Below are 16,362 nucleotides of genomic sequence, written 5' to 3'. Positions count from 1 at the left end.
GAGCGGGAATGCTCCATCCAACGACGTCACCAAAAGATCATCGAAGAGGCGCCGTCACCTCTCGTCGAACGTACCGAGGGCATGCGCGCCAAGCTGTTCGACGCCGCACGGCTGGCCGCGACTGCGATCGGCTACACCGGCGCGGGCACCGTCGAGTTCATGGCCGACGAAAAGGGCGACTTCTTCTTCCTCGAGATGAACACCCGGCTGCAGGTCGAGCATCCCGTTACCGAGGCCACCACCGGTCTCGATCTCGTTGAGCTGCAACTGCATGTCGCCGACGGCGGGCGACTCGACGCCGAACCTCCACCGTCGCAGGGCTTTTCCATCGAGGCCAGGCTGTACGCCGAGGACCCCGCCAAGCGCTGGCAGCCGCAGGCAGGCACCGTGCACAAGTTCGACGTGCCAGGCGACGTCCGTGTGGACAGCGGCATCGTCGACGGCTCGGTGGTATCGATCTACTACGACCCGATGCTGGCCAAGGTCATCTCGTATGCGCCGACCCGCCGACGGGCCGCAGGCGTGCTCGCGGACGCCCTGGCCCGCACCCGCATACACGGCGTGCGCACCAACCGCGACCTACTGGTCAACGTGCTGCGACACCCGGCCTTCCTCGACGGCGCCACCGATACGGCGTTCTTCGACACCCACGGGCTTGCCGAGCTGGCCACACCGCTGAGCGACGATCGCGCGGTCGCATTGTCGGCCGTGGCCGCCGCCCTCGCAGAGGCGGCGCAGAACCGCAGGGCCGCAACGGTTTTTACCGCCGCGCCGAGTGGCTGGCGAAACCTGGCATCGGGATACCAGACCAAGTCCTACACTGACGTCGCCGGCGAGACCCACGACGTGCAATATCGGTTCACTCGCGCCGGGGTCGAATTGCCCGGCCATGAGGGTGTCACGCTGTTGTCCGCCGAACCCGACCGCGTGGTGCTGACTGTCGACGGTGTGGACCACTCGTTCGACGTGGCCTGCTACGGAGATGCCGTGTTCGTCGACTCACCGCTGGGCCCAACGCAGTTGACGAGGATGCCGCGCTTCGGAGATCCCGATGCGGCAGTCGCGCATGGTTCGCTGCTGGCGCCCATGCCGGGTTCTGTGCTGCGCGTCGGCGCGGCGGTTGGCGACACCGTCACCGCCGGGCAGCCGCTGATCTGGCTGGAAGCCATGAAGATGGAGCACACGGTGACCGCACCGGCCGACGGTGTGCTCGTCGAACTCAACGTCGAACCCGGCCTGCAGGTCGATGTCGGCGCCGTACTAGCCCGTGTCGACAATCCCGGAGGAGAACAAACATCATGAGTGGCTTCGTCGAAACCGAAGAGCAGCAGGCGCTGCGCAAGGCCGTCGCTGGGATGGCCGCCAACTACGGCCAGGACTACTACCTGGAGAAGGCCCGCGCCGGCCAGCACACCGACGAATTGTGGAACGAGGCAGGCAAACTCGGCTTCATCGGGGTCAACCTGCCCGAGGAGTACGGCGGCGGCGGCGCAGGCATGTATGAGCTGTCGCTGGTGATGGAGGAGATGTCCGCCGCCGGGTCGGCCCTGCTGATGATGGTCGTCTCCCCCGCGATCAACGGCACGATCATCAGCAAGTTCGGCACCGACGAGCAGAAGAAGCGCTGGCTGCCTGGCATCGCCGACGGCTCGATCACCATGGCGTTCGCGATCACCGAGCCAGACGCGGGGTCCAACAGCCACCGCATCACCACCACTGCGCGCCGCGACGGCAGCGACTGGATCCTCAAGGGCCAGAAGGTCTTCATCTCCGGCGTCGACCAGGCGCAAGCCGTGCTGGTGGTAGGCCGCGCCCAATCGAGCACAGGAGCGAAATCCGAATCGCTCCGCCCCGCGTTGTTCATCGTGCCCACCGACACGCCCGGCTTCACCTGGACGAAGATCGACATGGAGCTGGTCAGTCCCGAAAGCCAGTTCCAGTTGTTCATCGACGACGTCCGGCTGCCGTCGGATGCGCTCGTCGGCTCGGAGGACGCCGCCATCGCCCAGCTGTTCGCGGGCCTGAACCCGGAACGGATCATGGGTGCGGCCAGCGCGGTGGGCATGGGCCGGTTCGCGATCAACAAGGCCGTCGACTACGTCAAGACCCGCCAGGTGTGGAAGACGCCGATCGGCGCGCATCAGGGCCTGTCGCACCCGTTGGCGCAAAACCACATCGAGGTCGAGCTGGCCAAGCTGATGATGCAGAAGGCGGCGACGCTTTATGACAGCGGCGACGACGCCGGAGCTGCCGAAGCGGCCAACATGGCCAAGTACGCCGCTGGCGAGGCGTCGGTGCGCGCGGTCGACCAGGCCGTCCAATCCTTAGGCGGAAACGGGCTGACGAAGGAATACGGCATCGCGGCCGCGGTGACTGCGTCGAAACTGGCGCGCATCGCTCCGGTCAGCCGCGAGATGGTTCTCAATTTCGTGGCGCAGACCTCGCTGGGTCTGCCACGCTCGTACTGATGAGCTCCCTGGTCCACTACTCCGTCGCGGGCAGCGTCGCGCGCATCACGCTGGACTCGCCGGATAACCGCAACGCGCTGTCCACCGCGTTGGTCAACCAGCTGCACCAGGGCCTCACGGATGCCACGGAGGAATCCGGCGTACGGACCGTCGTCCTTGGTCACACCGGGGGGACCTTTTGCGCAGGAGCGGATTTGGCTCAAGCTTCTGCTAATGCGCGGGCCGCTGACCCGGGCGACGTGGCCGTCGACCGCGCCCGTGAGCTGACCCACCTTCTGCGCCGAATCGTCGAACTGCCGATGCCGGTGATCGCCGCCGTCGACGGCCACGTGCGCGCCGGTGGACTGGGGCTGATCGGCGCGTGCGACATCGTGGTGGCCGGACAGGCCAGCACGTTCGCGTTGACAGAGGCACGCATCGGCGTTGCGCCGTCGATCATTTCGCTGACGCTGCTACCGAAGATGTCCGCCCGCGCCGCCGGCCGCTACTTTTTGACCGGCGAGAGGTTCGGCGCTTCCGAGGCCGCCGATATCGGGCTCATCACCATCGCCGCCGACGACGTCGAGGCAACTGTCGCCGCGCTGACCGCCGTGATCGGCAAGGCGTCGCCTCAAGGCCTGGCGGCGTCGAAAGCGTTGACCACCGCGTCGATCCTGGACGCATTCGATCAGCAGGCCGACGAGCTCACCAAGCAATCAGCCGAGCTGTTCGTCTCCGAGGAGGCGCGGGAAGGCATGATGGCGTTCCTGCAGAAGCGGCCGCCACGGTGGGTCAGCTGATGGCGCGCGAGATCCTCGTCACCGGCGCCACCGGAACCCTCGGCAAGCAGGTGGTAGGCACGGCGACGGAGGCCGGTCATCACGTGCGCGCGACGAGCCGCAAGTCTCACGTCGGCTATACGGGTGTGCACTGGGCACAGTGTGATCTGCTGACCGGCGCGGGCGTGGATGCCGCCGTGGACGGCATCGAGGTGATCGTGCATTGCGCCACCCAACCAACGGGCGGCAAGGACGTCACCGCCATCGAGAACCTCGTCGCGGCGGCGCAGCGGGCCGGTGTCGGCCACATCGTGCACGTGTCGATCGTCGGCATCGACCGCATCCCGTTGCCCTACTACCAGACCAAGCTGCGGGTCGAACGCGCGCTGGAAGCTTCGGGCGTCGGCCACACGGTGTTGCGCGCCACCCAATTCCACGACCTGATCAAGACAAGTTTCTCGATCCAGCGGTTCTCGCCGGTGCTGTGGACGCTGCGTGGGGTGCGGTTCCAGCCTATCGACACCCGCGACGTCGCGGAACGGCTCGTGGCGCTCGCCGACGGCGAACCGGCAGGACGCGTCGCCGACATCGGTGGCCCCACGGTGCACACGCACGCGGATCTGGCGCGGATGTTCCTCGCGACGCGCGGGAGCCGGCGAAGGGTGATTGAGGTGCCGGTGCCGGGACGGATCGTCGCGGGTTACCGCTCCGGGGCAAACTTGGCGCCGGACAACGCGGTGGGGACCGTCGGATTCGACGAATACCTCGCCGGAACCAAATAAAGTTCGCTTGTCTATCTGCTTCGCCGTGGCTGGTGAGAGCACAGTTTAGTCATCGGCCTTGCATGTGCCAGGGTTCGTCGTAGGCTCGACATTGATGACCACTCCAGCGTCGCAGAACGGTTCGATGCGTGCTGCAGACACCGACCGGATACAGGTGGCGCAGTTGCTCACCGATGCCGCCGCCCAGGGCCGGCTGCAGATGAGCGAGTACGAGGACCGTTTGACCAGGGCGTATGCCGCTCAGACGTACGACGAACTCGATCGGATATCCGCCGATCTTCCCGGCGCCGTGACCCGAGGCCGCGCTGGTGGTCCTTGCCGGCCTGCTCCTTCGACGCTGCTGCTCGCGATCATGAGCGGGTTCGAGCGACGCGGCCGGTGGAATGTGCCGAAGCGGTTGACCACCTTCGCCCTGTTCGGCGGCGGCGTGGTGGATTTGCGGTACGCCGACTTCACCTCACCCGAGGTAGAAATCCACAGCTACTCCATCATGGGCGGGCAAACAATCCTGGTGCCTCCAGAGGTGAACGTGGACCTGCGGGGCGTCGGGGTGATGGGCACGTTCGATCACAGCGTCAGCGGCGATGGGTCACCGGGCGCGCCGTGCGTGCGAATCCGCGGCTTCGCGCTGTGGGGCAGTGTCGGCGTCAAGCGCAAGAAGCGCAAAGCCCCTTAGCCAAAAACATCGGCCCCCTCCAAATGGAAAGGGCCGATGCGTCACAAAGGTTCTAGCTGCCGGCCTCGCTTCCCTCGGTTTCGCCATCAGCGTTGGCCGCACCGCCACCGAAGCCCAACTTGGCACCGAAGTCCTGCCAGCGCTTGACCGTCTCGTCCCAGGCTGAACCACCGCCACCGGTGCCGTTCTCGAACAGGATCGGATCGGGCTCGACCTTGTTGCCTGAATTCAGCTCCTCCTCGGTCACTTCGTTGGCGTCGCCGTCGTCCTCGTTGGACACCGGATCCGCGGGGTCGACGACCGGATCGGTCGTCGGCGGCGGACTGGGGGCCACCGGAGGTTGAGCGGCCGGCGCCGAATCGGTGAACGCCGCTAGAGGCGTCACCGACAAGCCCGAGTCGGTGTCGGGCGGATCGACCGGGTCCACTGGGTCGTCCTTCAGAGTGGTTCGGAGGGTGATCGCATTGTCACTCGGTTCGAGCGGCTCGTTCGCTTCCGGAAGGCCTGTTCGCGCTGCGGCGCGGAAGTCCTGCACGCTGAACTGCTCGACGCTGAGGGCATCGGTCCCCGAGGTGCCTGGCACAAAGGGCAGTGGCGTCGTCGGGTTGCCGGCGAGCCGGTCGAGGATGTAATGGGTCAGCCCCACGATTCCGGCCGGGCCGGCCGGCAGGTCGTCGTCCGGGTTGTTTGGATCCACGGGGTCTTCAAACGGATACCCGGAGAAGAACGACTGAATCCCCTGGGAGACTAAGGGATTGCCTGCGGTGGCGTTCACAAGTACCAGCTCGGTCGCCCCCACAAAGCCTTCGTTGACGAACGTGTTGAGGAGCTCGTTGCCCTCTGTCAAGAAATCGGCCACTCCGACGATCCCGCCGGTTACGAACGCGTTGGCGAGTGGGTCGCCCTGGGTCAACAAGTCGAGTACCCCGACGATCCCGCCGGGAGTGTCGTTGGGGCCGCCGGCGAAGAATGCTTCAAGCAACGGGTTACCGGCTGAAAGCTCCGCTGCCAGCCCGACGATCCCCCCCTCGACAAACGCGGACGGTGGCGATCCTTCGCCGAACAGTTCGTCGGAGAACAGCAGAGCCAGGCCAACCGCGCCGGCGGGTCCGGTTGTGTCCGGGTAGCCGCTGAAGAAGGCGTTGAAGAGATCCTGTGTGCTCTGCCGCAATGCGATATCCGCGTACACGCTGTCTGGGACTGCCGCCGCGACCGTCACGTCTGGAGCTGCCGCAGGGGGCGTGATCGCCGGCATGGCGGCAATGAGTGCACCGGCACTGGCGATTGCTACACCTGCTTTGACGTATGGCCGAACTTCCATTTGGAATCCCCCTTTGAGATGCGTGGAGGTGGGTATATACGCAACGTACGCTTTCGCTGAGAAGAACCTGAGAAAGATCTTGAAAACTTTTGCGAATGTTTGCCAACTCAACAACGAGTGCTATGCCGCGAGCAGTTGCTGTCAACACGTGCCGCACTGCAGGATCTTCTGAGTCACGCTGCCGCCAAAGCTCGCCGACGCACTGACCTTGGTTTTGCCATCTGCCTTGTGCGCGTCTCTACCAGGACTTACCTTGGCGTCAAAATATCCACAGGCCCTCGCCCGGTCGCGCGTGTCGTACCCGGTCTTTCGTATGGGCGTTTGCTAACTCTGTAGGAACTCGGGCAGCGTGGCTTGTCACCGATGCCCCGAATTGTCGACCGCGACGATCCCCAGCCAGTCAAGATCGGGCACCGTCACCCGTCCTCGAGCGGCACGCCGCCCAATTGATACCGCGCCGAAACAGGGTTCGCTGCCGGGCCGAAGGTGGTCACCTTGCGCCCACCCGGGCTACGTCCTCGAGCTGCGCAGCGGCTTCACCGGTCGAGCGGGTGATTACCTTCCCCAGAGGTGACGGTGGATCTGACGGTTGTCGGGATGGCTGGTACGTCCGACCAGAGCGTCGCCGATGAGAGGCGCCCTGCGTGCAGATCCGCGGCGTCTCGTGTGGGGCCGCCCAACAACATCGGCCCCCTCCATTTCGGAGAGGGCCGATGCGTCACAACGGATTTCAGCTGGCGCCTTCGGTCCCGCCATCGGTGCCGGCGTCGTCGGGCGTGCTCGGCGCAGCAGGACCGCCCAAGCCCAAACTGGCGCCCCAGTCGTTCCAACGCTTGACGGTCTGATCCCAGGCGGTGCCGCCGCCGGTCCCGTTCTCAAGCAGGATCGGGTCGACCTCGACCTTGTTGCCACCCTTGATCTCTTCGGTGACGTCCTCGGCTCCCCCTGCTCCCTCCTCGTCGGTGTTGGACGCGGGTTCAGTCGCGGGCTGCGCCGGAGCGGGCGCCGGCACAGGTGCCGGTGCGGGCGCGGGCGCCGGTGCGGGAGCCGAGACGGGCTCTACTGCCGGAGCAGAGTCGTCGACGACTGCCGGTGCCGTATCCACCACAACGGCGCGGGCCGTTGGGGTGATCGGCTCATTCGCCTCCGGCAAGTCGGCCTCGGGTTCGGCCGCCGCGGCGAGCATCAGGTCTGCCTCGGGCTCGGCCTCCGGAGCCAGGAACGGCCCCGGCGAGGGAGTGCCCATCAGCCCGTCGATGATGAAGTGAGCCAGTCCCACGAACCCGGCAGGGCCGGCTTCAACTGCCTCAACGGTCTCATCCTCAGGGGTGTTCGGGTCGTCCTCGACCGCCTCGACGGCTGCCGGATAGCCGCGGAAGAAGACGTTGATCATGTCTTCGTTGACCGACGGTCCGGGCGTGGCCGCGACAAGGAACTGCCGTGCCACCTCCGAAGCCCCGCCGGAGAAGAACCCGTTGATTAGCTCCTGCTGAACCGGGTCGGCGGTTCGGGAAATCAGATTCAGCCTCGCCAATTCCGAGAACCCGCCGCCGAACACCGCGTTGATCCCCGCCACAGTGGCCGGGTCGGCGGTGTTCCAGAGCATCCATCGGCGCGCCAATGCGGAGAACCCAGCCGGGTAGTCGTAATTAGCGTCGCTGGAACCGTCGAAGAACTCGTTGATCAAAGTGTCTTGGTTTGGGTCGGCGTTGTTCAGCAGCATCCATTGCTGCGCAACCTCGCTAGCTCCTCCGGTGAAGAACCACGTGAGCAAAGCCTCTTGATTCGGGTCCACGGTTTGGCCCATAAGGAATTGGAACGCCACCTCGGTGAACCCGCCACCAAAGAGTTGCTTGATAAAGGCCTCTTGGTTCGGGTCGGCGGTGTTCCACAGGAGCCATCGGCGCACCACCTCGGAGAACCCAGCAGGGTAGTCATAACCATCGGCACTGAAACCATCGAAGAACGCGTCGATGAATTCCCGCTGGGCCGGGTCCGCGTTGTTACTGGTCAGCCAGAGTTGCGTCACATCGGTGAATCCGCCTTCAAAGAACGCGTCGATGAATTCCTCGAGCGTGGCGGCCAGCGCGACGTCGCGAGACGAAGTTTTCGGGTCCGCTGCGGCGATCTTCACATCGTTGGTGACGAGTGGCGAAATAACCGCCGGCATGGCAGCTATGAGAGCGCCTGCGCTCGCGATTGCTACGCCTGCGGTGACGTAGGGACGAACATCCATCTGGGGTGCCCCTTCTTGCGCTAGTTGAAGTCGGTAAGAAGAACTTACGCCTTAACTGAGGATCAGCTGAGAATAACACGCAAACATTCTTCGCGGGTTTGCCGAACAGCAAACCGAATTCCTCGCCAGCGTTAGCTAACCCCAGGAGTCACATCCGTCACACAGAAACTGGCGTGGGCGCTGATCGGCAGTGGCTGGGACGTCAACCGTGCCAATATCTGGACTTTCCTAGGGCGGCGCTGAACTGCGCCTTACGCAGGTGCTAAATACTTCTTCGTGTTCTGGACAGTTTGCGAATGCGGTGGCTCCATTCGTGCGCGACGTTTGCTGCCCGGCGTATCTAGCGACGTCGCCGCGAGCGCAGATAGTCGCCGACCACTGCGGCACCCAACCCGTCCAGATCGGGCACGACGACGCGGCCCTCGACTCGGCGGGCAACTTGGTCGATGAACCGCGCCAAACCGGGGTCAGTACCGAGCCGGAAGATCGTCACCTGGGCCCCCAGTCGGGCGATGTCGTCGAAACCCTTCACCGTGTGCGCGATCGTGCGCGGGTGTGGCGGGTAATCGAAAAACACCGCAGACCCGTCGCCGTCCATGCCCTCGAGATGTGCAGTGGGTTCGCCGTCGGTGACAACCAGCACCACCGGCTGGGCATTGGGGTGGCGACGCAGGTGCCGTCCGGCCAGGGCGAGCGCGTGGTGCAGGTTGGTGCCCTGTTCGTAGACGCCTTCCAGCCCGGTGAGTTCGGCCGCCGAAACAGTCCTGGCATAGCGGCCAAACGCGATGATCTGCAACGCATCCGAACGGAACCGCGTGCTGACAAGGTGGTTCAGCGCCAGCGCCGTGCGCTTCATCGGCAGCCACCGGTTCTCCATCACCATCGAAAACGAGGTATCGACCAGCAGGGCTACCGCGGCCTGCGTGCGGGTCTCGGTCTCCGAGATCTCGACGTCCTCGACAGTGACTCGAATCTGTGAGGAACGGCCTTCGGCCGAAGTGTCCGTCCCCGCGGTACGCAGCACCGCGTTGGTCAGCGTGCGCGTGACATTCCACGGCTCGGTGTCGCCGAACTGCCACGGCCGCGTCGCGCCGGTCAGCTCGCCGGCCGCACCAGCGCGACGGGTGTCACGCTCCCCGTGCCGGCCCGAAAGCTGTTGCGCCACATCCCGCAACGCTGTCTGACCCAGCTGGCGCATCGCCTTGGGCGATAGCCGCCACTGCCCGTCCGAGCCGCGGTCCAGAAATCCCTGATCCATCAGCGCCCGCTCGAGTTCGGCAAGCGTGCGAGCGTCGATAGCGGCTTCGTCGCCGAGCTGACGGGCCAGCATGTCCAGGTCGACGTCTTCCATCGTCGCCCCGGCGTAGCTTTGCGAAAGCGCCTCGGCGAGCTGCTCGAGCTCGGCGATGTCGGCAAGGGCCTGCGTGCCCTCGCCCATGCCCATCGGGTTGTCACCGGAGAACCGCGACGAGCCGTTCCAATCCTCCCCCGGACGGGCCGCTTGCAGATGCGAGTCGAGCCGATCAAGCGCGTTCATCAACGCTGGCGAGCCGAATGCCTGCTGCGCCAACGCATCCAGCTCGGCACGCTGGTCGGGCGAGAGGCTGTTGCGGAACCGCTGAGCGGCGGCGGCGCGCTTGGCCAACGAGTCCAGCAGCTCCTCGACATTGCGCGGGTTCTCCGGGAAGAACTCGCCGTGCTTGTTCATGAAGTCGTCAAAGTCCTTCGCGGTGTCATCGCCGCGAGAATGCTTGTCCAGCAAGTCATTCAGGTCATCGAGCATCTCGTTGACGCGCTGGCGGTCCTCGTCGGTGGCGTTCTCCAGCGCCTGCTTCATCCCGGCGAACCGCTGATCGAGCATTTCGCGGCCTAGCAGATCCTTGATCTGCTCGTACTTTTCGCGCGCCTCGGCGCTGCGCCAGTCGTAGTCGGACAGCTCCTGCACGGCCTTGGCAGGCGACGGGGGCAACGACTCGATCCGGAGCTCGTTGAACCTGGCATCATCGTCGAGCGCGCGGGCCAGCTCCTTGCGCTCGGCCAGCACGGCCTCGTCGAGCAGCTTCTTGATCTCGGCCAGTGTGCCGTCGAGATTGTTGCGCTGCAGCAATTCTCGGCGCCGGCGGTTGGCTTCGGCCGCGAGCTTGTCGGCGCCACGCATGTTTTCGGTGCCGCGCCGCAACAGCTCGGACAAGGCGCGCCGCGGCGAGCTGCCCTCCATCACGTCCTGACCGATCTGCTCCAACGCGTCGCGCAGGTCGACCGGGGGCGCCAGCGGATCCGGCCCTCCGGTGTAGGCGGAGTAACGCGACGACCGCCCGTGCGCCCGGGCCGATCGGTGTTTAGCCATAGACCGTTTCGCCTTCTTCGCTCACCTTGTCGATCCGCTTCGCGAGATACAACGCCTCGAGGGCCAGTTCCACCGCGGCCGCCCGCTGGCCGTCGGACACTGCGCCCAGCCGCTTCTGAACATCGGCGATGGCAGGCACTTCGGGCACCGCGGCCAGCACATCCCTCGCTGAAACGCGTTCGCCGGTGGTGATCGCCGTGCCGTTCTCGATCGCCACCACCAGAGGCCCGACATCGATGCCACCCAGCAGCCGCTGTGCGGTGTCGGCGGTGGCGCGTCGCAGCAGGTGCTCGAGGACCGCCTGCTCGCGGCCCTCCTCACCGGATTCGAACTCCAGCTTTCCGCGCAGCACGTCGATCACAGTGGACAGGTCGACCACCCGCGCCACCGGGTCCTGCTCGCCCAATACCGCGGAACGATGGCGGGCGGCCGCGGCGACGGTCTCGGCGGCTGCGATAGCGAACCGCGCCGATACGCCGGAGCGCTGGTCGATCGACCGAGACTCGCGCAGATAACGAGCGAACCGGGCGAGCAGGTGCAGCAGGTATTCGGGCACCTCGGCGGCGAGGTGCGCCTCCTGTTTGACGACGCCCACCTCGGCCTCGAGCTCGAGCGGATAGTGGGTCCGGATCTCGGCGCCGAACCGGTCTTTCAGCGGCGTGATGATGCGACCGCGGTTGGTGTAGTCCTCGGGATTGGCGCTGGCGACGACGAGCACGTCCAGCGGGAGCCGCAGCGTGTAGCCGCGCACCTGGATGTCGCGCTCCTCCATCACGTTCAGCATCGACACCTGGATGCGTTCGGCAAGGTCGGGCAGCTCGTTGACCGCGACGATGCCGCGATGCGCCCGCGGAATGAGGCCGTAGGCGATGGTTTCGGGATCGCCGAGGCTGCGGCCCTCGGCCACCTTGATCGGGTCGATGTCGCCGACGAGGTCGGCCACGCTGGTGTCCGGGGTGGCCAGCTTCTCTGTGTAGCGCTCGCTGCGGTGAATCCACGCCACAGGAAGGTCGTCACCTGAATCGGCCGCGCGCCGAATGGACTCGGGCGTGATGGGTGAGTACGGGTGCTCGTTGAGCTCGGCCCCGGCGATGACCGGAGTCCATTCGTCGAGCAGACCGGTCAATGCCCGCAGCAGCCGCGTCTTGCCCTGTCCACGTTCACCGAGCAACACCAGGTCGTGTCCCGCGATCAGGGCACGCTCGAGCTGCGGGATCACGGTGTCTTCGAAGCCGAGGATGCCGGGCCACACTTCTTCTCCTGCGGCGCCTGAGCCCAGCGCTGCCAGCAGGTTCTCCCGGATTTCGGCTTTGACGCCCCGCTCGCGATGACCGGAGGCCTTCAGTTCGCCGACGGTCCGGGGCAGATCTTGGGGTTGAGTCACCACTCCACGCTACGACTGCTCGCAAGCAGCGGCAGTGCTTCCGCCTCGTCGCCTGTCTCACGGCCGTGAGGATCCTTGTGTCGCAGCGCGTACGACCACCCGGTCGCGGCCAGTCCGACGACAGCCATTCCGGCTGAAGCCCAGGCCACCGCCGCGAGGCCGAATCCGTTGTCGATCAAGGCTGCGCTCAACGCCGGCCCGACGATGATCCCGATGTTGAATCCCGTGATATTGCCCGCACCCGCGAGATTGGGTGCGTTCGCAGCCAGGGTGAACACCCGCACGTTTACCGCAGGATTCGTCGCGAACGCGAAGAACTGCAAGACCGCCGAGAGCAGGATGGCCGGGATCGGCATGGCCGCGGTGGTGAAGAGCAGCAGCGCCGTGATGGCCGCTCCGCCGAAACCGATCGCCAGGGTCGCGAACGGCCACCTGTCGGAGGTGCGGCCGCCGACTACGAGGCCCAGTAGCGAGCCGACGCCCGACACCACCAACGCCGCAGGCACCCAGCTCTCGGGCACCGATGACACCTCGATCAGCAGCGCACCGACGAATGTGAATGTCGCGAAGGCTTGACCCGACGACATGGCGGTCGCTACATATGCCAGCCACAGCCGCGGATTGCCAAGGGCCTCAAGTTCTCTGCGCAGTTGTGGGCGTGGCGCGCTCCCGCGATGATCGCGCGGCGCGGTGGCAAGAATTCCGATCGCAGAGACCGCGGTCAGGACCGCAACGGCCCAGACCGTCGCCCGCCAGCCGAACTGCTGCCCAAGGACGGTGCCTGCCGGAACGCCGACAATGGTCGCGATGGTCAAGCCACCGGCAACGATCGCGAGCGCTCGGCCCTTCAGTTGCGGCGGTACCAACGAGACCGCACTGACGATGGCCACCACCCAAAAGCCTGCGTACACGATGGCACCAAGGACTCGCGACACCATCAGAACTTCGTAGCTCGGCGCCATCGCCCCGACGACGTGGGTGGCGACGAAGGCAGCGAGAAAAGCGAGCATGGCGTGGCGGCGTGGCCATCCCAGCGTGGCGACGGTGAGCATCGGCGCGCCGACGGCCATCCCGACGGCGAAACCCGAAGCCAGCAAGCCCGCGCTGGACAACGAAACATCGAGGTCTGACGCGATCGCCGGCAAGAGCCCCGAGAGCATCAGCTCTGATGTGCCCTGCGCGCAGATGGCAAATGCCAGCGCGTATATGGACAACGGGATTTTCGATTCACGCATCGGATTCCTTCCCATTTTAGATCGTCCTGTACAAAACGTGGGCAGCCGCGGCGCACGGCGGCCCTGGTGTGATCAGCTACAACGCCAGAACGGCGGTATCGGCGATCGCCCGCAGCGTCCGACGACTTTTCCCGCCCCGCGCGGCGACATGGATGCCGGCCAGCGTCGCGTCGATGAAATTCGCGAGCGCGTCGGGGTCTTTCGCGCGGTCCACTTCACCCACGCGCTGACCCGCCGCGAGGACATCACGGATGGCGGCGATGCGCCGCGAGGTGTCCGCGCGCAGCAGCGCGTCGACCTCGGGATCGCGGCTACTGCGTTCGGTGATCGTGTTCACCGCGAAACACCCGTCTCTGCCACTTTTCGCCGCCTGGTCAGCGGCGTACCGCAACATCTCGTGCACACGCTCTGCGGCAGGCGATTCGCCAGTCAGCAATTCCAGGTACGCACCGGTCTTCCATACGAGGTAGCGCGACAGCGCCTGCAGGAACAATTCGTGCTTGCTGCGAAACGTGTTGTAGATGCTGCTGCGGCGCAGACCCGTTGCCTCACATAGTTCTTCGGTCGATGTCGCGTCGTACCCGGACGACCAGAACAGTCGCATCGCGCCCTCAAGCGCCTGCTCTTCGTCGAACATGCGTGGCCGTGCCATGTCGCCACGGTACCAGGTTTTGTACAGCGCGATCCAATACTGCGTGGCTCAGTCACGACCCAGACGGCGGCAGCATCTGGAAGCCCGTCAGGATCATGTCTGCGTCGCGCTCATACGTCGGGTCGTTGGGGTCGGAGGTCTGGACGGTCACGCTCGCCGCGAATGTTGTGCCGTCGGCGTGGAGAACCGCCACGACTGCGGTCCCCGGGTGCGGAGCGATATCGCCAAGCGGCGGCGTCTGATATTCCATGGTCTGGGCGGGCAGACCGCACAGCGTGTGATCCGAAACGCGCAGATCGGTGGCGCCGAAATCGGATTCGAGCGCCGAGCGCATGGTGTCGAAGACGACGTCCGGGTCTTCGACGCCGGGGGCGCTCTCCAACGTCACCACTACGTTTGGCGCGAAGCCGTCCTTGCTCAGTCTTTTATTGCCCATGGCGAAACGGATCAGTTCCGAGTCCAGCATCGTCGAGCGATCCCAACCTTCCGGCTGCGGAATCTTCATCACGGGGTCGTCCGCACCTTTGGCCGGGATCGTCGTCAAGGGAGCATCCACTGTTTCGCACTGTGACCCATCGCCTGCGGAGATAGGTGACCGATCGGCACCGGCGACTGCCCGGGCATCGTCGACGTATCGTGTGCACGACGTCGTCAGAACGGTCAGCACTGCCAGCAGCACAGCGACGTTTTTCGGCGAAATCACCATGGGGTGAAACATAGTCGTCCCCGCGAGTGTGCGTGTCTGCACTCGACACACCGCCGAAAGTCGACGCCTTGCGCGCAGGGTCGTCAGTGCGCGAAGTGGCGAGCGCCGGTGAGGTAGAGCGTGATGGATGCTGCCTCGGCGGCTGCGGTTACCAGGTCGTCGCGCATCGACCCGCCGGGATGCACGATCGCCTTCACGCCGCCCTCGGTCAGGGTTTCCAGCCCGTCGGGGAACGGGAAGAACGCATCTGAGGCCGCGACCGCACCGCGCACCCGGTCTCCGCCGCGCTGCACGGCCAGGCGGGCCGCGTCGACACGGTTGACCTGACCCATGCCGACGCCGATGGTGGCGCCGTCGGCGGCGATGACGATCGCGTTGGACTTCACCGCGCGGCAGGTGCGCCATGCGAACTTGAGGTCGGCGAGCGTCGCCGGGTCAGCCGGGGATCCGGTTGCCAGCGTCCAGTTGTTCGGGTCGTCACCGGATGCGGTCAACTCGTCGCGCTGCTGCAGCAGCAGACCGCCACTGACTTGGCGGAACTCGCTGCCGCCCTGCTGCGGCTCGGAGGCCACCAGCACGCGGATATTCTTTTTGCGCGCAAGGACTTCCACTGCGCCGGGCTCGTACGCGGGCGCGATGATCACTTCGGTGAAGATGTCGGCGACGGTCTCGGCCATCTCGACGCTGACCGTCGTGTTGGCGGCGATGACCCCGCCGAACGCGGACAGCGGATCGCATTCGTGGGCCTTGCGGTGCGCGTCGGCGACAGAAACCGAGGAGATCGCGATGCCGCACGGGTTGGCGTGCTTGATGATCGCCACGCAGATCTCTTCGTGGTCGAACGCGGCCCGCCATGCCGCGTCGGCGTCGGTGTAGTTGTTGTAGGACATCTCTTTTCCGTGCAGCTGTTCGGCCTGCGCAAGGCCGGGCCACGCGGCATCGTTGGCATACAGCGCGGCCTGCTGATGCGGGTTCTCCCCGTACCGCAGCACCGATGTCCGCCGCCACGTCGCACCTACCCAGGCGGGTAACTTCTGCGCGTGTTCTTCAGGAGCAAGCACCGATCCCATCCACGACGCCACCGCAACGTCGTACTCAGCGGTGTGCCGAAATGCCAACGACGCCAGAATCTTTCGCTCCGCTAAGGTGAAGCCGCCCGCTCGGACCGCCGCCAGCACGCCGTCGTAGCCGAGCGGGTCGACAACCACGGCGACGCTGGGATGGTTCTTGGCGGATGCGCGCACCATCGACGGCCCGCCAATGTCGATCTGCTCGACGCATTCGTCAACGCTGGCACCGGAGTTGACGGTCTCGGTGAACGGATAGAGGTTGACCACGACGAGGTCGAACGCGGCGATTCCCAGCTCGGCGAGGGCCGAAACGTGTTCGGGCTTGCGCTGATCGGCGAGCAGGCCGGCGTGCACATGCGGATGCAGGGTCTTGACCCGGCCGTCGAGCACCTCGGGGAAGCCGGTGACCTCTTCGACGGGTGTCACCGGGACACCAGCGGCGGCAATGGTTTTCGCCGTGGACCCGGTCGACACGATGTCCACGCCCGCGTCGTGTAGACCGCGCGCCAGCTCGTCAAGACCCGTCTTGTCGTAGACACTGATCAATGCGCGGCGGATCGGCCTACGCCCGTCCTCGGTCATCCTATGGTTGCCTTTCGTCCGCTCCAGGTCACACCGCGAGTCGCCAACGCGGCCAACACATCCACCAGCAGCCGTCGTTCGACTGTCTTGATCCGTTCGTGCAAGGTGGCCTCGTCGTCGCCGTCGAGCACCGCGACGGGCTCCT

At 65.6% G+C, this 16,362-nt stretch carries 13 protein-coding genes and 1 pseudogene; 5 read left to right on the top strand and 9 right to left on the bottom strand.

Features of this window, described 5'->3' with window-relative positions:
• The 5 genes from VFH65_RS07640 to VFH65_RS07620 all read left to right on the top strand — a co-directional run.
• Window positions 1-1,302: biotin/lipoyl-containing protein (locus VFH65_RS07640; protein ID WP_353320548.1), on the top strand; the 1,302-nt coding region annotated here is incomplete at its 5' end.
• Window positions 1,299-2,468: an acyl-CoA dehydrogenase family protein gene (locus VFH65_RS07635; protein ID WP_353320547.1), complete on the top strand. Its 1,170-nt coding sequence runs from the start codon at window positions 1,299-1,301 to the stop codon at window positions 2,466-2,468. The genes VFH65_RS07640 and VFH65_RS07635, both read left to right, overlap by 4 nt.
• Complete coding sequence (locus VFH65_RS07630; RefSeq protein ID WP_353320546.1) at window positions 2,468-3,247, top strand: enoyl-CoA hydratase family protein; 780 nt, start codon at window positions 2,468-2,470, stop codon at window positions 3,245-3,247. The genes VFH65_RS07635 and VFH65_RS07630 overlap by 1 nt, the downstream gene beginning before the upstream one ends.
• On the top strand, window positions 3,247-4,008 hold the full coding sequence (locus VFH65_RS07625) for an SDR family oxidoreductase (RefSeq protein WP_353320545.1): 762 nt from the start codon (window positions 3,247-3,249) through the stop codon (window positions 4,006-4,008). Before VFH65_RS07630 ends, VFH65_RS07625 begins: the two co-directional genes overlap by 1 nt.
• Window positions 4,009-4,102: 94 nt before the next feature.
• Window positions 4,103-4,684: a DUF1707 SHOCT-like domain-containing protein gene (locus tag VFH65_RS07620; RefSeq protein WP_353320544.1), complete on the top strand. Its 582-nt coding sequence runs from the start codon at window positions 4,103-4,105 to the stop codon at window positions 4,682-4,684.
• 52 nt (window positions 4,685-4,736) lie between these two features.
• Here the strand turns inward: VFH65_RS07620 and VFH65_RS07615 are convergent, their stop codons facing one another.
• The 9 genes and pseudogenes from VFH65_RS07615 to VFH65_RS07575 form a co-directional block, all read right to left on the bottom strand.
• Entirely contained in the window at window positions 4,737-6,005 is a 1,269-nt protein-coding gene (locus VFH65_RS07615; protein WP_353320543.1) for a hypothetical protein, read from the bottom strand.
• 730 nt (window positions 6,006-6,735) lie between these two features.
• Window positions 6,736-8,241, bottom strand: a complete 1,506-nt coding sequence (locus tag VFH65_RS07610) for a hypothetical protein (protein ID WP_353320542.1) — start codon at window positions 8,239-8,241, stop codon at window positions 6,736-6,738.
• A gap of 340 nt (window positions 8,242-8,581) precedes the next feature.
• Complete coding sequence (locus VFH65_RS07605; RefSeq protein WP_353320541.1) at window positions 8,582-10,588, bottom strand: VWA domain-containing protein; 2,007 nt, start codon at window positions 10,586-10,588, stop codon at window positions 8,582-8,584.
• On the bottom strand, window positions 10,581-11,972 hold the full coding sequence (locus VFH65_RS07600; RefSeq protein WP_353320540.1) for a sigma 54-interacting transcriptional regulator: 1,392 nt from the start codon (window positions 11,970-11,972) through the stop codon (window positions 10,581-10,583). The genes VFH65_RS07605 and VFH65_RS07600 overlap by 8 nt, the downstream gene beginning before the upstream one ends.
• Window positions 11,969-13,207, bottom strand: coding sequence for a Cmx/CmrA family chloramphenicol efflux MFS transporter (locus tag VFH65_RS07595; RefSeq protein ID WP_353320539.1), 1,239 nt, complete (start codon window positions 13,205-13,207; stop codon window positions 11,969-11,971). Before VFH65_RS07595 ends, VFH65_RS07600 begins: the two co-directional genes overlap by 4 nt.
• A 76-nt stretch (window positions 13,208-13,283) precedes the next feature.
• A complete protein-coding gene (locus tag VFH65_RS07590) occupies window positions 13,284-13,859 on the bottom strand; it encodes a TetR/AcrR family transcriptional regulator (protein WP_353320538.1) in 576 nt (191 codons plus the stop codon).
• Window positions 13,860-13,911: 52 nt separating this feature from the next.
• On the bottom strand, window positions 13,912-14,565 hold the full coding sequence (locus VFH65_RS07585; RefSeq protein WP_353320537.1) for a hypothetical protein: 654 nt from the start codon (window positions 14,563-14,565) through the stop codon (window positions 13,912-13,914).
• Between the two features lie 83 nt (window positions 14,566-14,648).
• Window positions 14,649-16,217, bottom strand: a complete 1,569-nt coding sequence (purH, locus tag VFH65_RS07580) for a bifunctional phosphoribosylaminoimidazolecarboxamide formyltransferase/IMP cyclohydrolase (RefSeq protein ID WP_353320536.1) — start codon at window positions 16,215-16,217, stop codon at window positions 14,649-14,651.
• A pseudogene (locus VFH65_RS07575) lies at window positions 16,214-16,362 on the bottom strand (phosphoribosylglycinamide formyltransferase); the annotation flags it as partial. The pseudogene VFH65_RS07575 and the gene purH, both read right to left, overlap by 4 nt.

Source organism: Mycobacterium sp. (genome assembly GCF_035697385.1).
Taxonomy (GTDB): domain Bacteria; phylum Actinomycetota; class Actinomycetes; order Mycobacteriales; family Mycobacteriaceae; genus Mycobacterium.
This window is presented reverse-complemented; position numbering and strand designations above follow the sequence as displayed.

Bases quoted from the DNA above. Each gene is read 5' to 3' on its own strand.
- VFH65_RS07635 (WP_353320547.1), top strand. From the start codon at position 1,299: ATGAGTGGCTTCGTCGAAACCGAAGAGCAGCAGGCGCTGCGCAAGGCC.
- VFH65_RS07630 (WP_353320546.1), top strand. From the start codon at position 2,468: ATGAGCTCCCTGGTCCACTACTCCGTCGCGGGCAGCGTCGCGCGCATC.
- VFH65_RS07625 (WP_353320545.1), top strand. From the start codon at position 3,247: ATGGCGCGCGAGATCCTCGTCACCGGCGCCACCGGAACCCTCGGCAAG.
- VFH65_RS07620 (WP_353320544.1), top strand. From the start codon at position 4,103: ATGACCACTCCAGCGTCGCAGAACGGTTCGATGCGTGCTGCAGACACC.
- VFH65_RS07615 (WP_353320543.1), bottom strand. From the start codon at position 6,005: ATGGAAGTTCGGCCATACGTCAAAGCAGGTGTAGCAATCGCCAGTGCC.
- VFH65_RS07610 (WP_353320542.1), bottom strand. From the start codon at position 8,241: ATGGATGTTCGTCCCTACGTCACCGCAGGCGTAGCAATCGCGAGCGCA.
- VFH65_RS07605 (WP_353320541.1), bottom strand. From the start codon at position 10,588: ATGGCTAAACACCGATCGGCCCGGGCGCACGGGCGGTCGTCGCGTTAC.
- VFH65_RS07595 (WP_353320539.1), bottom strand. From the start codon at position 13,207: ATGCGTGAATCGAAAATCCCGTTGTCCATATACGCGCTGGCATTTGCC.
- VFH65_RS07590 (WP_353320538.1), bottom strand. From the start codon at position 13,859: ATGGCACGGCCACGCATGTTCGACGAAGAGCAGGCGCTTGAGGGCGCG.
- VFH65_RS07585 (WP_353320537.1), bottom strand. From the start codon at position 14,565: ATGGTGATTTCGCCGAAAAACGTCGCTGTGCTGCTGGCAGTGCTGACC.
- purH (WP_353320536.1), bottom strand. From the start codon at position 16,217: ATGACCGAGGACGGGCGTAGGCCGATCCGCCGCGCATTGATCAGTGTC.